The sequence below is a fragment of the Streptomyces sp. NPDC051109 genome (assembly GCF_044455885.1).
Taxonomy (GTDB): domain Bacteria; phylum Actinomycetota; class Actinomycetes; order Streptomycetales; family Streptomycetaceae; genus Streptomyces.
In genome coordinates this window covers 63,358-80,941 of the sequence record NZ_JBITFF010000025.1, presented here as the reverse complement: position 1 = coordinate 80,941, position 17,584 = coordinate 63,358, and the positions used below count along the sequence as shown (strand labels likewise).

Below are 17,584 nucleotides of genomic sequence, written 5' to 3'. Positions count from 1 at the left end.
CGACCCGAGGCCCTACGTCTGGACCAAGACCGCAGACGAGATCCTCGAACGCCTCGCCAGCTATCTGAACAGAATTCCTGACTCAGAAGACTAGGGGCGTCTTGTCGATCAGGCCGGACCAGGGAGCGGCGCCCGCCGCCGCGAGCCCGGCATGATCGGCGGGACACCCCCTCGACCCGGGGGCCGGTCCCGGGGTCTGGCCTCAAACGCCGGCGGGGCTGGTCCGGGGGCTGGGTTCCTCGGCGGGGGCTTCCTCCGCGCCGTCGTGGTTGCCGTACCAGGCGACGGCCACCGCGCCCGTGACGGCCAGGACGAAGCCGAGGACCGCCAGCCAGGCCAGGCCGGGACGGGAGGCGTCGCCCAGCCACAGGACGCCGATCGCGCCCGGCAGGACGGTCTCGCCGACGACCAGTGCGGCCGTCGCGCCGTTCACCGAGCCGATCTGGAGGGCGACCGTGTGCAGGTACATGCCGCCGACGCCGGCCAGCAGGATGGCGTAGAGCGCCGGGTCGGCGAGCAGCGAGCCCAGGTCGAACGGGTCGATGCCGTCGAGGATCCGGACGCCGACGCCCAGCGCGCCGAAGGCCAGGCCCGACAGCAGGCCCGCCAGGATCGCCGCCCTGGCGCCCAGGAGGCGGACGGCCACCGTGCCGCCCGCGATGATCAGCAGGGTCACCGCGAACAGCCACCAGTGCGTGGACGTCGGAGCGTGGTGGCCGCCCTCGTGGCCCGCCGCCGTCGCCAGCAGGACCAGCGCCGCGCAGACGACCCCGATCGAGGTCCACTCCCTGCGGGTCAGCCGGATGCCCAGCATCTTCACGCTGAGCACGGCCGTGATCACCAGGTTGGCGCTGATCACCGTCTGGGACAGGAACAGCGGCAGCAGCCGGGCGGCCAGCGCGCCCAGCCCGAAGCCCACGAAGTCCAGGATGGTGCCGACGATGAACTCCCACGTCATCGCCGCCTTCGCGGTGGACGAGAGGTTCGGGCCGCCGTGCGCGGTCACGCCCTCGGCGGGCGGGGACATCCGGGCCGCCCTGCGCGAGCCGACGGCTTGCAGGACGGACCCCGTGCCGTAGCAGATGGACGCCGCGATCGCGGTCAGCAGGCCTATGAGCACCGAGGGCTCCGTTCACGTCTGGCAGGTTTTGCGTGTTGATTACCTATGGCAGACGTGTGAGGGGGCCGGGAAGTTGCCTCGCGCCGTCCCCTACTTCATCTACTTCGTCCACTGCATCGCGTTCAGTGCGTCGTGTTCAGCGCCGCGAGTACCGCGGGCACTTCGTCTACCGAGTCGACCAGCGCGATCCGCGACTCCATCGCGCGGCCGCGCGCCAGGGCCTGCAGCAGCGGCCACGCCGGCAGGTGCTCGGTCCAGTGGGTCCGTCCGACCAGCACCATCGGCGTCGGCTCGCCGCGCGACTCGTAGTAGTTCGGCGTCGCGTTGTCGAATATCTCCTGGAGGGTGCCCGCGGCGCCGGGCAGGAAGACCACGCCCGCATTCGACCGGGCGAGCAGCCCGTCCTCGCGGGTGGCGTTCGCGAAGTACTTGGCGATGTGGCCGGCGAAGGCGTTCGGCGGCTCGTGCCCGTAGAACCAGGTGGGGATGCCCACCGAGTCGCCGCCGCCGGGCCAGCGGTCCCGTACGGCGAAGGCCGCCCGCGCCCAGTCGGACACCGAAGGGACGAAGGACGGGGCCTTGGCCAGGATCTCCAGCGCCTCCGCCAGGGCCTCGTCGGGGGCGGACGCCAGGTAGGCGCCGAGGTTGGCCGCCTCCATCGCGCCCGGGCCGCCGCCGGTGGCCACCGTCAGTCCGGACCGGGCCAGCTTCCGGCCGAGCTCCGCCGCGCCCTGGTAGTCGAGGCCGCCGCGGGCCATCGCGTGGCCGCCCATGACGCCCACCACGCGGGCGCCGGCGAGGTGTTCGTCGAGCGCGTCGGAGATCGCGTCGTCGTGGACGGACCGCAGCATCGAGGAGAAGACGTCGCCGTCCGCTGTGGTCTCCTGGAACCAGGCGTACGACTCGGCGTCCGGGGTGGTCTCGTAGCCGGCGGACAGCCCCGTGAACAGCTCGTCGGCGGTGTACAGCAGGCCGCGGTACGGGTCGAAGGGCAGGTCCGGGACGGGCGGGAAGACGAGCGCGCCGTCCGCGCGCACCTTCGCCGAGGCGTCGGGCTCCATCGCGCAGCCGAGGAAGACGGCCGCGGAGGTGTCGGCGGACAGCAGGGCGAACGTGCGCTCCAGGAGGTTGACCGACTGGACCCGGTAGCCGCTGAGCGAGCCGCGGGCCGCGACCCGGTCGAACTCGGCGAGCGTCTCGATCTCGATGTCTGCGTTGACCATTCGGCCCACCCTAAGGGCTGCCCGTGTCAGCGGGTCAATGCCAGAGACGTCAGCTGTGCCACACCCCATACGACCGGTCCGCACACGGCCACCAGCGCCGTGGCGCGCAGCGTCGCGGCCGTACGCAGGACCCCGCCCGGAGTGCCCAGGTCGCGCAGGGCCGCCCGGACGGCCGAGCGGTCCTGGCGGACCTCGATGGCCCGGGTGAGCAGCGTCGCGGCCGCGCACAGCACCACCAGGGCGCAGGCCGGCCCGGTCAGCGGGCCCAGCGGCACGCCGAAGCCGCCCCGTTCGCGCAGGGCCGCGGAGGTGAGGGCGCCCGCGCCGATCGCGCACAGCACGCCGAGGGGACGGCCCAGCCGGGGCGCCTCCTCCTGGAGGGTCCGCCCGGCCAGCAGCCGCATGGCGCCCGGGCGGACCGCTTGGACCAGGGCCCCGCAGGCGTAGGCGATTCCGGGGCCCGCGAGGGAGAGCCCGACGGCGGTGAGGGCCCAGCCGGCCGGCATCCCCGCGCCGCCGGGGCCCGCGTACGCCTCGACCGCCAGTCCGCAGGCGGTGAGGGCGATGCCCCAGGGCAGGGCCGTCTGCGGGGCGAGCGGCGCGTGCGGGCGCAGGGCCAGGGCCGTGGCGGCGCAGGCGGCCAGCGGGATCAGGGCCAGCAGGGTGAGGGCGGCCGCCACGGGCAGCGGCCGCTCGGCGTGCAGGAGCCCGGCCCCGGCCCCGTCGAAGGGCAGGCCGGTGAGCTCGCCCCGCAGGTGCAGGAAGGCGGCCAGGGCCAGGACGCTGCCCAGCGTGCACGAGATCGCGGTGGAGACCACCGCGACGAGGAGGAGCCGTACGGGGCCCAGCCCGACGGCGTCCATTCCCTCACGGGGCCGGGTCGCGGGGTCGGTCCGGGCGACGGCGACCGCGAACTGCACGGTGACGGCGAGCGGGACCAGGGCCCACAGCAGGCGCGGGAACGATCCGGCAGGCCGGGCGGTGGCCCCGGCGAGCACGTACAGCAGGAGGAGTCCGGTACCGGCGCCGGCGGCGGCGACCAGCAGCCGGCGCAGCTGGACGGCCGGGCGGGAGCCGCGGGCTAGGCGGAGAGCGAGCACGCGGCCTGGCCCTCCGGGGTCTCGTCGGGCGGCCCGCCGACACCGCCGGCACCGTCCACGCCGATGGCGCCGCTGACGGCGGCCGCGGTTCCGGCGGGCCGTCCGTCGAGCAGTTCGACCCGGCGGTCGGCGACGGCCGCGCTCTCCTCGTCATGGGTGGCCAGCAGCACGGTGATCCCGTGCGAGCGGGCCGCGGTGGTGAGCGTGCGGAGCAGCAGGGCGCGCTCGGCGCGGTGCAGCGGGGCGGTGGGCTCGTCGGCGAAGACGACCGCGGGCTCCTTGACCAGGGCCCGGGCGAGAGCGACCCGCTGGGACTCGGCCCGGGTCAGCGCACCGGGGCGCTTGCGGGCGAAGGCGCCGATGTCGAGCCGGTCCAGCCATTCGCAGGCGGCGGCCTTGGCGGTGCGGTGGGGGGCGCCGGAGACCAGCAGCGGCAGGGCGGCGTTCTCCCACACCTTGAGCTCGGGCAGCAGCGCGGGGTCGGGGCCGATCCAGCCGAACCGGTCGCGGCGCAGCCGTTCGCGGGCCACGGCGCCCATGGTGTGGACGGGCACGCTGTTGAACCAGATCTCGCCCTGCTCGGGCACCAGATGGCCCGACAGGCAGCGCAGCAGGGTGGTCTTCCCACTGCCGCGAGGGCCGGTCAGGGCCAGTACCTCGCCCTGGCGGACGCCCACCGAGACCCCGATGAGGCCGGGTGAACCGCTGTGGGAGTAGTGAACGGACCGTGCCCAGAGGACGTCATTGTCCGGTGGGGCGTTGTCCGGTGGAGCCACCATGGCTTACACCTCCGTCCGGGGGAACGAAGCGGAACCGGTTCGGTCACTGGCGCCGCACTGAGATGTAAAGAGATGAACGTCTTGGATGGTGACAGCACACGGCCCGAACGCCCGCGTTCTCACTCGAACGGGGGATCCGGGCCGTGTGGTTCGGACTGTTTGCCGCTGCTCGGTTCCCGAGCTCTACAGCTTGGTCCACGCCTCGGTGAGCACCGAGCGCAGGATGCCTTCGATCTCGTCGAAGGTGCCCTGGTCCGCGATCAGCGGCGGGGCCAGCTGGATGACCGGGTCGCCACGGTCGTCGGCCCGGCAGTACAGGCCGTTCTCGAAGAGCGCCTTGGAGAGGAAGCCGTAGAGCACGCGCTCGGTCTCCTCGTCCGTGAAGGACTCCTTGGTGACCTTGTCCTTGACGAGCTCGATGCCGTAGAAGAAGCCGTTGCCGCGGACGTCGCCGACGATGGGCAGGTCGTGCAGCTTCTTCAGCGTCGAGAAGAAGGCGTCCTCGTTGTCCAGCACGTGCTGGTTGAGGCCTTCCTTGTCGAAGATGTCGAGGTTGGCGAGCGCCACCGCGGAGGACACCGGGTGTCCGCCGAAGGTGTAGCCGTGCAGGAAGGTGTTGTCGCCCTTGTAGAACGGCTCGGCGATGCGGTCCGAGACGATGCAGGCACCGATCGGGGAGTAGCCCGAGGTCATGCCCTTGGCGCAGGTGATCATGTCGGGCACGTAGCCGAACTTGTCACAGGCGAACATCGTGCCGAGGCGGCCGAAGGCGCAGATCGTCTCGTCGGAGACGAGGAGCACGTCGTACTCGTCGCAGATCTCGCGGACCCGCTGGAAGTACCCGGGCGGCGGCGGGAAGCAGCCGCCGGCGTTCTGCACCGGCTCCAGGAAGACGGCGGCGACGGTGTCGGCGCCCTCGAAGAGGATCTCCTGCTCGATCTGGTCGGCGCACCAGCGGCCGAAGGCCTCGGGGTCGTCGCCGTAGATCGGGGCGCGGTAGATGTTGGTGTTCGGCACCTTGTGCGCGCCGGGCACCAGCGGCTCGAAGGGGGCCTTCAGGGCCGGCAGGCCGGTGATGGACAGGGCGCCCTGCGGGGTGCCGTGGTAGGCGACCGCGCGGGAGATGACCTTGTACTTGGTGTGCTTGCCCTGCAGCTTGAAGTACTGCTTCGCCAGCTTCCAAGCGGTCTCGACGGCTTCGCCGCCGCCCGTGGTGAAGAAGACCTTGTTCAAGTCGCCCGGGGCGTAGTCGGCGAGGCGCTCGGCGAGCTCCACGGCCTTGGGGTGCGCGTACGACCAGATGGGGAAGAACGCGAGTTCCTGCGCCTGCTTGTAGGCGACCTCGGCCAGTTCCTTGCGGCCGTGACCGGCGTTGACCACGAACAGTCCGGCGAGACCGTCCAGGTAGCGCTTGCCCTTGTCGTCGAAGATGTAGGTGCCCTCACCCCGCACGATGGTGGGGACGGGGGAGTTCTCGTACGACGACATGCGGGTGAAGTGCATCCACAGGTGGTCGTACGCGGTCTTGGAGAGGTCCTGGCTCACGGGCTATCGAGTTCCCCACATGTAGGTCTGCTTCTTGAGCTTCAGGTAAACGAAGCTCTCGGTTGATCGCACGCCGGGGAGCGCGCGGATCTTCTTGTTGATCGTCTCCAGCAGGTGGTCGTCGTCCTCGCAGACGATCTCCACCATCAGGTCGAACGAGCCCGCGGTCATCACCACGTACTCGCACTCGGCCATCTGGGTCAGTGCGTCGGCCACCGGGTCGAGGTCCCCCTCGACGTTGATGCCGACCATGGCCTGGCGCCGCAGGCCCACGGTGAGCGGGTCCGTGACGGCGACGATCTGCATGACGCCCTGGTCGAGCAGCTTCTGCACGCGCTGGCGCACAGCCGCCTCCGACAGGCCGACGGCCTTGCCGATCGCTGCGTAGGGACGGCGACCGTCCTCCTGCAGTTGCTCGATGATCGCCAGGGACACAGCATCGACCGAAGGGGACGGTTGTCTGTTCCTGGAATCTGCGCTTCGACTGACCACGGACTCACTGTGCACGAGGAGTCGTCTGTTCCGCAAGACGGAATCGATGAAATCCGTTGTTTGAGATCCGTGATCTCACTGATTTCGTAGTTCGTGGCGTGCGGCCCTGCCGAAAGCGTCCGCCAAGGGGCTAGGATTGGGATTCGTCTCAATCGTTGGACATGTGATCAGGAGTGTGGCTGGAGTGACCACCGAACTGCGTCGTCTGCGCAACTACATCGGCGGAGAGTTCAAGGACGCCGCCGACGGGCGGACCACCGAGGTGGTCAACCCCGCCACGGGCGAGGTGTACGCCACTGCCCCGCTCTCCGGCCAGGCCGATGTCGACGCCGCCATGGCCGCCGCCGCGGCCGCCTTCCCGGGCTGGCGCGACACCACCCCGTCGGAGCGCCAGAAGGCCCTGCTCAAGATCGCGGACGCCTTCGAGGCGCGCGCGGACGAGCTCGTGGCCGCCGAGTCGGAGAACACCGGCAAGCCGCTGGGCCTCACGGCCAGCGAGGAGCTGCCGCCGATGGTGGACCAGATCCGCTTCTTCGCGGGTGCGGCCCGCCTCCTGGAGGGCCGCTCGGCCGGCGAGTACATGGACGGGATGACCTCGATCATCCGCCGTGAGCCGGTCGGCGTATGCGCCCAGGTCGCGCCGTGGAACTACCCCATGATGATGGCCGTGTGGAAGTTCGCCCCGGCCATCGCCGCGGGCAACACCGTGGTGCTCAAGCCCTCGGACACCACCCCGGCCTCGACCGTCCTCATGGCCGAGATCATCGACTCGGTCCTGCCCAAGGGCGTCTTCAACGTCATCTGCGGCGACCGCGAGACCGGCAGGGCCATGGTCGAGCACTCCACCCCGGCGATGGCCTCCATCACCGGCTCGGTGCGCGCCGGCATGCAGGTCGCCGAGAGCGCCTCGAAGGACGTCAAGCGCGTCCACCTGGAGCTCGGCGGCAAGGCCCCGGTCGTCGTCTTCGAGGACGCCGACATCGCCAAGGCCGTCGAGGACATCGCGGTCGCGGGCTACTTCAACGCCGGCCAGGACTGCACCGCCGCGACCCGTGTGCTCGTGCACGATTCCATTCACGACGAGTTCGTCACCGCCCTCGCCAAGGCCGCCGCCGACACCAAGACCGGTGCCCCGGACGACGAGGACGTGCTCTACGGCCCGCTGAACAACCCGAACCAGCTCAAGCAGGTCGCGGGCTTCATCGAGCGCCTCCCGGCGCACGCCAAGGTCGAGGCCGGCGGCCACCAGGTCGGCGACAAGGGCTACTTCTACGCCCCGACCGTGGTCTCGGGCCTCAAGCAGGACGACGAGATCATCCAGAACGAGGTCTTCGGCCCCGTCATCACCGTCCAGTCCTTCACGGACGAGGCCCAGGCCCTGGAGTACGCGAACGGCGTCGAGTTCGCCCTCGCCTCCTCCGTGTGGACCAAGGACCACGGCCGCGCGATGCGCATGTCCAAGAACCTCGACTTCGGCTGCGTGTGGATCAACACGCACATCCCGCTCGTCGCCGAGATGCCCCACGGCGGCTTCAAGAAGTCCGGTTACGGCAAGGACCTCTCCGCCTACGGCTTCGAGGACTACACCCGCATCAAGCACGTGATGACCTCGCTCGACGGCTGATCGTTCTCCGCGGCGATCGCATCGATCACCGAAGGGGCTTGAGAGGGCGGGCAGTAGACAATATGTCTATTGCCCGCCCTCCTCCGTTCCCCGAGGCTTTGCCCATGCCTGAACTCGCCTTCTCCCGCCGCGCGGCGCTGCGCGGCCTCGGTGCCGCCGGCCTGTTCGCGGCCCTCACCGGCTGCGGTGTGCCCGCCGCGTTCGTCCCCGAGGACCGGCGGGGAGGCCCGGACCGCTCCGAGGGGGACAAGCGGGTGGCCTTCTCGAACTGGCCGCTGTACATCGACACCGACGACGAGGACGAGGGGCGCCGGCCCACCCTGGACGCCTTCTCGGAGAAGACCGGCATCGAGGTCCGGTACACCGAGGAGATCAACGACAACGACGAGTTCTTCGGCAAGGTCAGCCCGGCCCTGATGAACCACCAGGAGACCGGCCACGACCTGGTGGTGGTCAGCGACTGGATGGCCGCCCGCTTCGTCCACCTGGGCTGGGCCCAGAAGATGGACCGTGCGTCGCAGCCCAACGTGGCCGCCCACCTGGACCCGCAGCTGCGGTCCCCCGCCTTCGACGAGGGCCGCCTGCACACCGTCCCGTGGCAGTCGGGGATCACCGGCATCGCCTACAACCGCAAGGCGCTGGGCCGGGAGATCAAGTCCGTGCGGGACCTGTGGCAACCGGACCTGGCCGGCAAGGTCACCCTCTTCTCCGGCCTGGACGAGTCCTTCGCCCTGCTGATGCAGGGCAACGGAGTGGACGTCACCCGGTGGACCGAGTCCGACTTCCACCGGATGTGCGACCAGGTGGAGAGCATGGTGAAGAAGAAGCACATCCGCCGCTTCACCGGCAACGACTACACGTCCGACCTGAGCAAGGGCGACGTCCTCGCCTGCCAGGCGTACTCCGGCGACGCCATCCAGCTCCAGGCCGACAACCCCGACATCGAGTTCGTGGTCCCGGAGGAGGGCGCCGAGCTCTGGGCGGAGAGCCTGCTCGTGCCCAACCTGGCCCGGCACAAGGCCAACGCCGAGGCCCTGGTCGACTACTACTACGCCCCGGAGGTGGCCGCCGAGCTCGCCGCCGCCGTCAACTACGTCTGCCCGGTCCCGGCCGCCCGCGAGGTCCTGGCCGCCTCCGAGGACAAGGAGACCGCCGAACTCGCCGAGAACCCGCTGATCTTCCCCGACGAGGAGATGCGCAAGCGCCTCGTCGTGGCCCGCGACATCTCCTCGGCCGAGCGCCGCTCCCTCGCCCAGCGCTGGAACGCCATCGTCGGTCTCTGAGCGCCCGACGGCGCGGGGGCGGTCGCGGTCCGGCCACGGAACTGCACGCTTCGGGTGGAGCCTCGTCGACGTGTCGTTCGCCGCCTTCGGGGTCGTGCGCCCGCTGGTGCTCCGCCGCATGCTCGGGGCACTGCCGCCCGGCGAGCCCGGCGAGCCCGCTGCTCAGGGGCCGGGTACGCCGAGCTCGGCCCGTACGCGGGACAGTGCGTCCAGCCGGTTGGTGGTGACGGAGTCCACGCCGGCCGCGACCAGCCGGCGCATCGACCGCGTCGTGTCCGCGGTCCAGGCCGAGACGAGCAGGCCCTCCCGGTGGAGGGCGTCGGTCAGCTCCCGGTCCACCAGCCCGAAGCGGTAGTTGAGCCAGGACGGCGCCACCGCGTCGATCAGCACCCGGCGCGGCGGCGACAGCGTGGTCCACGTCAGGGCGATCTCGGCGCCCGGATCGGCGGCGCGCACGGCCAGCATCGTGTGCGGGCCCGCACAGTAGTACGTGCGGTCGCGCGCCCCGCACTCCCGGACGTGGCCGACGACCGTCCGTACGGCCTCGGCCGTGGCCCCGGGCAGGTCGATCATCACCCGGCCCGCGCCGGCCGCCGTCAGCGCCTCGCGCAGCGTCGGGACCCCGCCCTCCGTCAACTCCTTCAGCTGCGGGGCCGTGACGGCGTCGAGCCGCACGTCGTGGCCCCACAGCCGCTGGAGCGTCTCGTCGTGGAGGAGTACCGGCACCCCGTCGCGGGTCAGCCGTACGTCGATCTCCACCGCGTCCGCCCCGCGAGCGAAGGCCGAGCGGATCGAGGGCAGGGTGTTCTCACGGACACGGTAGGGATCGCCGCGGTGGCCCACGGCCGTCAGGGTGCGCATGGCACCCATTCTCAGGGGGCGTCAGCGCGCCAGCCAGGCGGAGGTGTACGTGTCGATCTCCGCGTTGAGCTTGGCCTTGCCGGCCTCGTCCAGGAAGGACGCCTCGACGGCGTTCTTCGCCAGCTGCGCGAGCCCGCGCTCGTCGAGGTCGAGGAGCCGGGCGGCGACCGCGTACTCGTTGTTGAGGTCGGAGCCGAACATCGGCGGGTCGTCGCTGTTGATGGTGACGAGCACCCCCGCCTGCACCATCTCCTTGACGGGGTGCCGGTCCAGGTCCGTCACCGCGCGGGTGGCGATGTTGGAGGTCGGGCAGACCTCCAGCGCGATCCGGTGCTCGGCGAGGTAGGCGAGCAGCTCCGGGTCCTGGGTGGCGCTGGTGCCGTGGCCGATGCGCTCGGCGCCCAGCTCGCGGATGGAGTCCCAGATCGTCTCCGGGCCGGTGGTCTCGCCGGCGTGCGGCACGCTGTGCAGGCCGGCCGCGCGGGCGGCGTCGAAGTACGGCTTGAACTGGGGGCGCGGCACGCCGATCTCGGGGCCGCCGAGGCCGAAGGAGACCAGGCCCTCGGGGTGCAGGTCGACGGCGAGGCGCGCGGTCTCGGCGGCGGCCTCCAGGCCGGCCTCGCCGGGGATGTCGAAGCACCAGCGCAGGATGACGCCGAGCTCGGTCTCGGCGGACTTGCGGGCGTCCTCGATGGCCTCCATGAAGGCCTTCTCGTCGATGCCGCGGCGGGTGGAGGAGTACGGGGTGATGGTCAGCTCGGCGTAGCGGATGTTCTGCCGGGCCATGTCGCGGGCGACTTCGTAGGTCAGGGTGCGTACGTCGTCGGGGGTGCGGACCAGGTCGACGACGGAGAGGTAGACCTCGATGAAGTGCGCGAAGTCGGTGAAGGTGAAGTAGTCGGCGAGCGCCTCGGGGTCGGTGGGGACCTTGGAGTCGGGGTGGCGGGAGGCGAGTTCGGCGACGATGCGCGGGGAGGCCGAGCCGACGTGGTGGACGTGGAGTTCCGCCTTGGGCAACCCAGCGATGAAGGGGTTCAGGTCGGGCACAGAGAGCCTCCGGGAGGACGCGGGTGCGGACAGATCGGGCTTCATCGTAGGCAGCTCCGGGACTGTCGGTGACAGCACATAGCATGGGCGTACGAGAGGGGGGCGCCGCATGACCGATCAGAGCCCCGAGCCGAGGGACCCGTGGGCGCCGCCGGAGCGGCCGGCGGTGGAGCTCGGAAAACCGCAGGCCACACCGGGGGTGTCCGGTCCGCCGTCCGTGCACGACCAGCAGACGATCGCGGGGATGCCGGGGGGCGACGTCCCGCCGGCGCAGATACCCGGCCCGACGCCGCAGCCCGCGTACGGGTACCCGGCCCAGCCGGACCCGGGCGGCTACGCGTACCCCGGTCCGCCGCCCGCGCAGCCGGCGTACGGCCATCCCGGCTACCCGGGCCAGCAGGGATACCCGGGGTATCCGGGCTACCCCGGATACCCCGGATACCCCGGGTACCCGCAGAAGAGCAACGGCTTCGGGATCACCGCCCTCGTGCTCGGCATCATCGGCATCGTCACGTGCTACCTGGGCCTGCTCTTCGGCGTCCCGGCGGTCATCTTCGGCATCCTGGGCCGCGGAAAGGCCCAGCGCGGCGAGGCCGACAACGGCTCGATGGCACTCGCCGGCATCATCCTGGGCGCGGTCGGCATCGTGCTCAGCCTGCTGATGATCGGGCTCGTGATCGCCGGAGTCCTGCTCGGTCACCCGGGGCGCGGGAACGACTTCGACTACGACAACGGCGGTTCGCCCTCGCACACGCAGATACGCGAGCACGTCTGAGCGGCGGGCCGAGCAGCGGGCCGAGCAGCGGCTCGGCCTAAGCCGCCCACGGCCATTCGGCGTTCCGGCCGCCCTCGATCAGCGAGACCATCCGGAAGGCCGCGTCGCCGAGCCCGCCGAAGGTGTGCCGGTTGGCGGACCCGGAGGGCGCGTGGCCCGTCCGGTACCCGGCCAGGTTCCAGGTGTACACCGGTACCTCGTTCGGCACGAGGGCGCTCGGATCGCCGCCGTGGTGGTACGCCGCCTGCTCATCGGTGACGATCAGGACCCGGTCGTGCCCCCTGTAGTACCTGCGCACGGCCTCGGAGGTGTTGGTGCCGCCGAGGTCCTCGAACCGCTCCAGCACCTTCAGCACGGACTCGCCCCGGCCGTACGGGACCTGCTTGCTGTGCGTCCCGAACTGCACCAGGTCCGCGTCCTCGGCGCGCAGCGCCAGCGCCGCGCCGAAGACGGCCGCCGCGTCCGCGCGGTTGAGCTGCGAGCGGTCCGACAGCCGTGCCCACATCGACCCGGAGCGGTCCACGAGGACCAGCGTCCGGCCGGGCAGGGCCGGTACGTTGGCCAGCGAGTGGCCGAGCGCCCGCTCCAGCGGGTACGCCCAGCGCAGCGAGGGCGCGTGCCGGTAGGCGGCCAGGTAGCGGAACGGGAACTGCCGGGACCGGGAGACGGCCTCCGGGTCGCCGACCTTCGCCGCGACCTGCGCGGCCACCGCGTCCGAGACACCGGCCTGGTCGAAGTTGCGCAGGTTCCGCAGCAGTGCCATCGGGCCCATGGACGGGATGACCGCCTCCCAGGCGGCAGCGTCCATCGGCCCCTGGAGCCAGCCGGCCAGGGCCTCCCAGGTCATGCCCGCGGCGGCGAGCCGCTCGGCCCCGCCGGGTGCGGTCACCACGGCCCGGCGCTCCTCCACCGGCAGCTCCATGAGCTCCCGGTGCGCGAGCAGGGTGCGGTTGCCGGCCGGCACCTCGGCCGTCTCCGGGTGGTGCCGCCGGTCGAGGGCGTACCGGAACAGCTCGCCCTGCCAGGGCTTCGCGGGATCGGGGGAGGCGTGCACGAGGTTGAGCACGTCGCCGAAGCGGTAGCCCTTGGAGTCGGTGTCGTACTTCAGCAGCGAGGCGGCGGAGTAGAGCCTGCGCACGGCATCGGCGATACCGCGCTTCACCGGCTTCGGGACGGCCCGTCCGTACGTCGCCGTCCAGTAGGCCAGCAGCTCGCCGGGCTCGTCCGCGCGCCGCAGTACGGAGTCCACGACCGCGCGGTTGGACGGCCCGTCGACGGCTCCGGCGTCGAGCCGCGCCTTCACGTACTCGGCCGCTCCGACCAGCGAGGCCGTCCGCATGTTCCCGTCGGTGCGCAGCCAGCCGAGAAGGCCCGCGGTCCACGCGGGGTCCTCGACGGCGAGGCGGCGCACGAGGGCGGCGAACCGGTCGTCGCGGGCCTCACCGCTCTCGTAGAAGGTCCGCTGCGTCACGAAGTTGGCGACGGCGAGCAGGAACAGCTCGGAGCGCGCGTCGCGGACGAAGCCGCGGCCGCCCTGGTGGTTGTCGGCACGGCCGCCGGTGGAGCGCACGGGCGAGGTGGGCCCCGCCGCTGCGGAGGAAGAACTCCTCTTGAGCGCGCGCAGGTTGAAACGAGCCATGGTGAATCCCCCCGAATTCAGTGGAACGCGGGGGAGGCGTGACGTGCGGGGATGCCCGAGATCAGGGTCGGCGACGGACTGTTGTCGACTGCTCGATCCGCACCGAGCTACCGGCCGCAGCCGGGCGGGATTCGAACCCGCGACCTGTCGATCCGGAAGGAGCCGTCGCCTGCGCACCGGGCGTCCCGCACGCGTGCCTCCCGAGATCAAGGTGGCGGCGGCTTGGGATTCTCTGGGAAAGAAGGAGCCGCAGCCCGCGCACCGGGAGGTGCGTGACGTAGGTGTCCAGAGATCGAGGTCGGCGAAACCACGTGCTGCTCTGCCAACTGAGCTACACCGGCCCGGAAGCCGGTGGCGGGACTCGAACCCGCGACCTGCCCATGAAGAGTGGAAGTAGGTCTCGCCTGCGCACCTGGACGAGTCCTACGGTAGGCGGCCCGTCAGGCCGCCCGCCACGGATTTAAGATCCGGTACGGGGCTTCAGGACCGGGTCCGCAGCCGGTCGCGGGCCTCCATCAGCGCGAAGCCCAGCAGGTTCAGCCCCCGCCAGCGGGCCGGGTCCAGGGCCCGCTCGTCGTCCGCCGCCAGTCCGATGCCCCAGATGCGGTCCATCGGGCTCGCCTCCACCAGCACCCGGTCCCCGGTGCCCAGCAGGTAGCCGCGCAGTTCGGGGGTGGACGCGAACTTGTGCACGCTGCCCTCCACCACCAGCGCGAACCGCTCCCGCGCCCATGTCTCCTCGTCGAAGCCGCGCACCAGCCGCCCGGCCTTCTTGGCCTCCGCCGGGGTCTTCGCCTCCAGCGCGGCGCGCTCCGCCTCCGGGTCCGCGAACAGCCGGGCCTTGCCGGCCATCATCCAGTGCTCCGCGGTGTCGTACCGGACATCACCCACGGTGAACGGCGAGGGCCACCACTGGCTCATGCAGCTGGGGCCGAGCGTCCCGTCGGGACGCGGCCGGTGCCCCCAGAACGGCAGGTACTTCACCCGCTCACCACGGCTGACCTGCTCGATCAACTTGTCGATCTTCTCCATGCACGCGAGTCTGGCAGTCGCCACGGACACTTCGTACGGGATTTGGGACGTGTCTCGACACATGGTCGACCGATTCCGTCGCGTAATCAAAAGGCAACAACGGAATCCCTTGGCGGTAGGGGCCGCCTCTGCCAGGATCGGCACTCAATTCGAGCTGAAGCTACGGAGAGCGTGAGAGCGTCATGGGTAATCGCTTCCAGGTCAAGGACCGCTTCGCAGACGGCGCACAGTACATCGACGGGCAGCTGAGGTCCGGTACGTCCGGGCAGTCGCATGCCATCGTCAACCCTGCGACGGGCGAGGAGGTGCTCACGTACGAGCTGGCCTCCACCGCCGACGTCGACGAGGCCGTCGCCGCCGCCCAGCGGGCCTTCCCGGCCTGGTCCGCGGCCACGCCCGGGGAGCGCTCGGACGCCCTGCACCGGCTGGCCGCCGTGCTGGCCGAGCAGGCGGAGGACTTCGCGTACGCGGAATCCCTCCAGTGCGGCAAGCCGATCAAGCTGTCGACCGAGTTCGACGTACCGGGAACCATCGACAACACCGCCTTCTTCGCGGGCGCCGCCCGGCATCTCCAGGGGCAGGCGGCGGCCGAGTACTCAGGGGACCACACCTCCTACGTACGCCGCGAGGCCATCGGGGTCGTCGGCTCCATCGCGCCTTGGAACTATCCGCTCCAGATGGCCGCCTGGAAGATCCTCCCGGCGATCGCCGCGGGCAACACGATCGTCCTGAAGCCCGCCGAGCTGACCCCGCTGACCTCCCTGATGTTCGCCCAGGCGGCCAAGGACGCGGGCCTGCCCGACGGCGTGGTCAACATCGTCACCGGTGCCGGCCGGGACGCGGGCGAGCACCTGGTCGGCCACCCGGACGTGGTGATGACCTCCTTCACCGGCTCCACCGCCGTCGGCAAGCGGGTCGCCGAGATCGCCACCGCCACCGTCAAGCGGCTCCACCTGGAGCTCGGCGGGAAGGCGCCCTTCCTGGTCTTCGACGACGCTGACCTGGAGGCCGCCGCCCAAGGCGCCGTCGCCGCCTCCCTGATCAACACCGGCCAGGACTGCACCGCCGCCACCCGCGCGTACGTCCAGCGCCCCCTGCACGACGCCTTCGTCGCCCGCGTGGCCGAGCTGATGGAGACCGTCCGCCTCGGCGACCCCTTCGACCCGGCCACCGACCTCGGCCCCCTGGTCTCGCACGCCCAGCGCGACCGGGTCGCCGGCTTCGTGGAGCGCGCCCGCGGCTACGCCACCGTCGTCACCGGCGGCGAGATCCCGGGCGGCGAGCTCGCCGAGGGCGCGTACTACCGGCCCACCCTCGTCTCCGGCGCCGCCCAGGACAGCGAGGTCGTCCAGTGCGAGATCTTCGGCCCGGTCCTCGTCGTCCTGCCCTTCGACACCGACGACGAGGGCATCGAGCTGGCCAACGACACCCCGTACGGTCTGGCCGCCTCCGCCTGGAGCCGCGACGTCTACCGGGCCGGCCGCGCCACCCGCGAGATCAAGGCGGGCTGCGTCTGGGTGAACGACCACATTCCGATCATCAGCGAGATGCCCCACGGCGGCTACAAGGCGAGTGGCTTCGGAAAGGACATGAGCGCCTACTCCTTCGAGGAGTACACGCAGGTCAAGCACGTGATGTACGACAACACCGCGGTGGCCGCCAAGGACTGGCACCGCACCATCTTCGGGGACCGCACCTAACCGTCTTCGGCTCTCGCCGAGTGGCAGCCGGCCGCCTGACCAGCGGCGCCACCCCTCCCGAAAGGGCAGTTCATGGAGCAGTTCGAGCCCGACCGCCTCTCGGCGGCGCAACTCGCCGCGATGCGGCGCAGCCTCACCAGCGGGCGCGGCGCCCTCACCCGCCGCTCGCTGTTGCGCGCCTCCGGAGTCGGAGCGCTCACCCTCGGTGGCCTGGCCTCCCTGTCCGCCTGCGGCATCCCGCCCGCCAAGCGCGCGGGTGACACGGCCGTCGCCTCCGAAGACCGCTCGGCCGAGGAGAAGGAGCTCAACTTCTCCAACTGGACCGAGTACATGGACACCAGCGAGGACGAGAAGACCCACCCCACGCTGGACGAGTTCGCCAAGCGGACCGGGATCAAGGTCAAGTACACCGAGGACATCAACGACAACGTCGAGTTCTTCGGCAAGGTCCGCCCGCAGCTCGCGGCCGGCCAGGACACCGGCCGCGACCTGATCGTCGTCACCGACTGGCTCGCCGCCCGCATCATCCGGCTCGGCTGGGCGCAGAAGCTGGACCCCTCCCACCTCCCGCACGCCTACGCCAACCTGATCCCGCAGTTCCGCAACCCCGACTGGGACCCGGGCCGCTCGTACAGCTACCCCTGGACCGGCATCGACACCGTCATCGCCTACAACGTGAAGGCCACCGACGGCAAGAAGGTCGACTCCGTCACGCAGCTGCTGGACGACCCCTCCCTCAAGGGCCGCGTCGGCTTCCTCACCGAGATGCGCGACAGCGTCGGCATGACCCTGCTCGACCAGGGCAAGGACCCGGCGAACTTCACCACGGCCGACTTCGACGGCGCCATCGGCCGGCTCCAGAAGGGCGTCGACACCAAGCAGATCCGCCGCTTCACCGGCAACGACTACACGGCGGACCTCGACAAGGGCGACCTCGCCGCCTGCCTGGCCTGGGCCGGCGACGTCATCCAGCTCCAGGCCGGCAACCCGGACATCAAGTACGCGATACCGGCGCCCGGTTACATCACCTCCAGCGACAACCTGCTGGTCCCCGCCCATGCCCGGCACAAGGCCAACGCCGAGAAGCTGATCGACTTCTACTACGAGCCGCCGATCGCCGCCCAGCTGGCCGCGTTCATCAGCTACGTGTGCCCCGTCGAAGGCGTCAAGGAAGACCTTGCGAAGATCGACCCCGCGCTCGCGGACAACCCCTTGATCATTCCGGACAAGGCGATGGCGGCCAAGGCCCGCGCCTTCCGCTCCCTCAGCAGTGAGGAAGAGACCGCGTACGAGGAGAAGTTCGCCAAGCTCATCGGAGCCTGACGAACCCCCCTCCCCGTGCCGGCATCCGCGCCCCGCACCCT

General features: G+C 71.1%; 15 protein-coding genes. 5 read left to right on the top strand and 10 right to left on the bottom strand.

All coding sequences use genetic code 11. The features are described from left to right. Nucleotides 1–202: 202 nt before the first annotated feature. From ACIBAD_RS32565 to ACIBAD_RS32540, 6 genes are all read right to left on the bottom strand, one after another. Nucleotides 203–1,120, bottom strand: a complete 918-nt coding sequence (locus tag ACIBAD_RS32565) for a hypothetical protein (RefSeq protein WP_398910334.1) — start codon at nt 1,118–1,120, stop codon at nt 203–205. A gap of 122 nt (nt 1,121–1,242) precedes the next feature. Then, entirely contained in the window at nt 1,243–2,343 is a 1,101-nt protein-coding gene (locus ACIBAD_RS32560; protein WP_134070801.1) for an LOG family protein, read from the bottom strand. A 26-nt stretch (nt 2,344–2,369) separates the two neighbouring features. Next, nucleotides 2,370–3,443 carry a hypothetical protein gene (locus tag ACIBAD_RS32555; RefSeq protein WP_398910332.1) on the bottom strand — a complete coding sequence of 358 codons (1,074 nt, stop codon included), beginning with the start codon at nt 3,441–3,443 and terminating at the stop codon, nt 2,370–2,372. After that, the gene (locus ACIBAD_RS32550; RefSeq protein ID WP_398910330.1) at nt 3,425–4,222 is read right to left on the bottom strand and encodes an ABC transporter ATP-binding protein; all 798 of its coding nucleotides are present in this window, start codon (nt 4,220–4,222) and stop codon (nt 3,425–3,427) included. Before ACIBAD_RS32550 ends, ACIBAD_RS32555 begins: the two co-directional genes overlap by 19 nt. Before the next feature lie 183 nt (nt 4,223–4,405). Next, nucleotides 4,406–5,767 carry an aspartate aminotransferase family protein gene (locus ACIBAD_RS32545; RefSeq protein WP_030162551.1) on the bottom strand — a complete coding sequence of 454 codons (1,362 nt, stop codon included), beginning with the start codon at nt 5,765–5,767 and terminating at the stop codon, nt 4,406–4,408. Nucleotides 5,768–5,770: 3 nt separating this feature from the next. Further along, the gene (locus ACIBAD_RS32540) at nt 5,771–6,274 is read right to left on the bottom strand and encodes an Lrp/AsnC family transcriptional regulator (RefSeq protein ID WP_134070795.1); all 504 of its coding nucleotides are present in this window, start codon (nt 6,272–6,274) and stop codon (nt 5,771–5,773) included. A gap of 169 nt (nt 6,275–6,443) precedes the next feature. Between ACIBAD_RS32540 and ACIBAD_RS32535 the strand changes: the two genes are divergently transcribed. Further along, the gene (locus ACIBAD_RS32535) at nt 6,444–7,883 is read left to right on the top strand and encodes a gamma-aminobutyraldehyde dehydrogenase (protein ID WP_134070793.1); all 1,440 of its coding nucleotides are present in this window, start codon (nt 6,444–6,446) and stop codon (nt 7,881–7,883) included. A gap of 104 nt (nt 7,884–7,987) precedes the next feature. Beyond that, the gene (locus ACIBAD_RS32530) at nt 7,988–9,166 is read left to right on the top strand and encodes a PotD/PotF family extracellular solute-binding protein (protein ID WP_398910327.1); all 1,179 of its coding nucleotides are present in this window, start codon (nt 7,988–7,990) and stop codon (nt 9,164–9,166) included. Between the two features lie 162 nt (nt 9,167–9,328). Here the strand turns inward: ACIBAD_RS32530 and ACIBAD_RS32525 are convergent, their stop codons facing one another. Together ACIBAD_RS32525 and ACIBAD_RS32520 are read right to left on the bottom strand one after the other, a co-directional pair. Beyond that, nucleotides 9,329–10,027, bottom strand: coding sequence for a glycerophosphodiester phosphodiesterase (locus tag ACIBAD_RS32525; RefSeq protein WP_208328975.1), 699 nt, complete (start codon nt 10,025–10,027; stop codon nt 9,329–9,331). A gap of 21 nt (nt 10,028–10,048) precedes the next feature. After that, nucleotides 10,049–11,074 (bottom strand): adenosine deaminase, encoded by a 1,026-nt coding sequence (locus ACIBAD_RS32520; RefSeq protein ID WP_134070789.1) that lies wholly within the window; start codon nt 11,072–11,074, stop codon nt 10,049–10,051. A gap of 109 nt (nt 11,075–11,183) precedes the next feature. Here ACIBAD_RS32520 and ACIBAD_RS32515 point away from each other — a divergent pair, with 109 nt between their 5' ends. Further along, nucleotides 11,184–11,849 carry a DUF4190 domain-containing protein gene (locus ACIBAD_RS32515; protein WP_398910324.1) on the top strand — a complete coding sequence of 222 codons (666 nt, stop codon included), beginning with the start codon at nt 11,184–11,186 and terminating at the stop codon, nt 11,847–11,849. Nucleotides 11,850–11,886: 37 nt separating this feature from the next. On the opposite strand, the gene ACIBAD_RS32510 is transcribed toward ACIBAD_RS32515, so the two are convergent. Both ACIBAD_RS32510 and ACIBAD_RS32505 read right to left on the bottom strand, forming a co-directional pair. Next, nucleotides 11,887–13,488, bottom strand: a complete 1,602-nt coding sequence (locus ACIBAD_RS32510) for a TROVE domain-containing protein (RefSeq protein WP_398910322.1) — start codon at nt 13,486–13,488, stop codon at nt 11,887–11,889. Between the two features lie 480 nt (nt 13,489–13,968). Next, the gene (locus ACIBAD_RS32505) at nt 13,969–14,520 is read right to left on the bottom strand and encodes an NADAR family protein (protein ID WP_134070782.1); all 552 of its coding nucleotides are present in this window, start codon (nt 14,518–14,520) and stop codon (nt 13,969–13,971) included. A 182-nt stretch (nt 14,521–14,702) separates the two neighbouring features. Between ACIBAD_RS32505 and ACIBAD_RS32500 the strand changes: the two genes are divergently transcribed. Together ACIBAD_RS32500 and ACIBAD_RS32495 are read left to right on the top strand one after the other, a co-directional pair. Further along, a complete protein-coding gene (locus ACIBAD_RS32500) occupies nt 14,703–16,220 on the top strand; it encodes a gamma-aminobutyraldehyde dehydrogenase (RefSeq protein WP_398910319.1) in 1,518 nt (505 codons plus the stop codon). A 72-nt stretch (nt 16,221–16,292) separates the two neighbouring features. After that, entirely contained in the window at nt 16,293–17,543 is a 1,251-nt protein-coding gene (locus ACIBAD_RS32495; protein WP_398910317.1) for a spermidine/putrescine ABC transporter substrate-binding protein, read from the top strand. Nucleotides 17,544–17,584 lie beyond the last annotated feature (41 nt).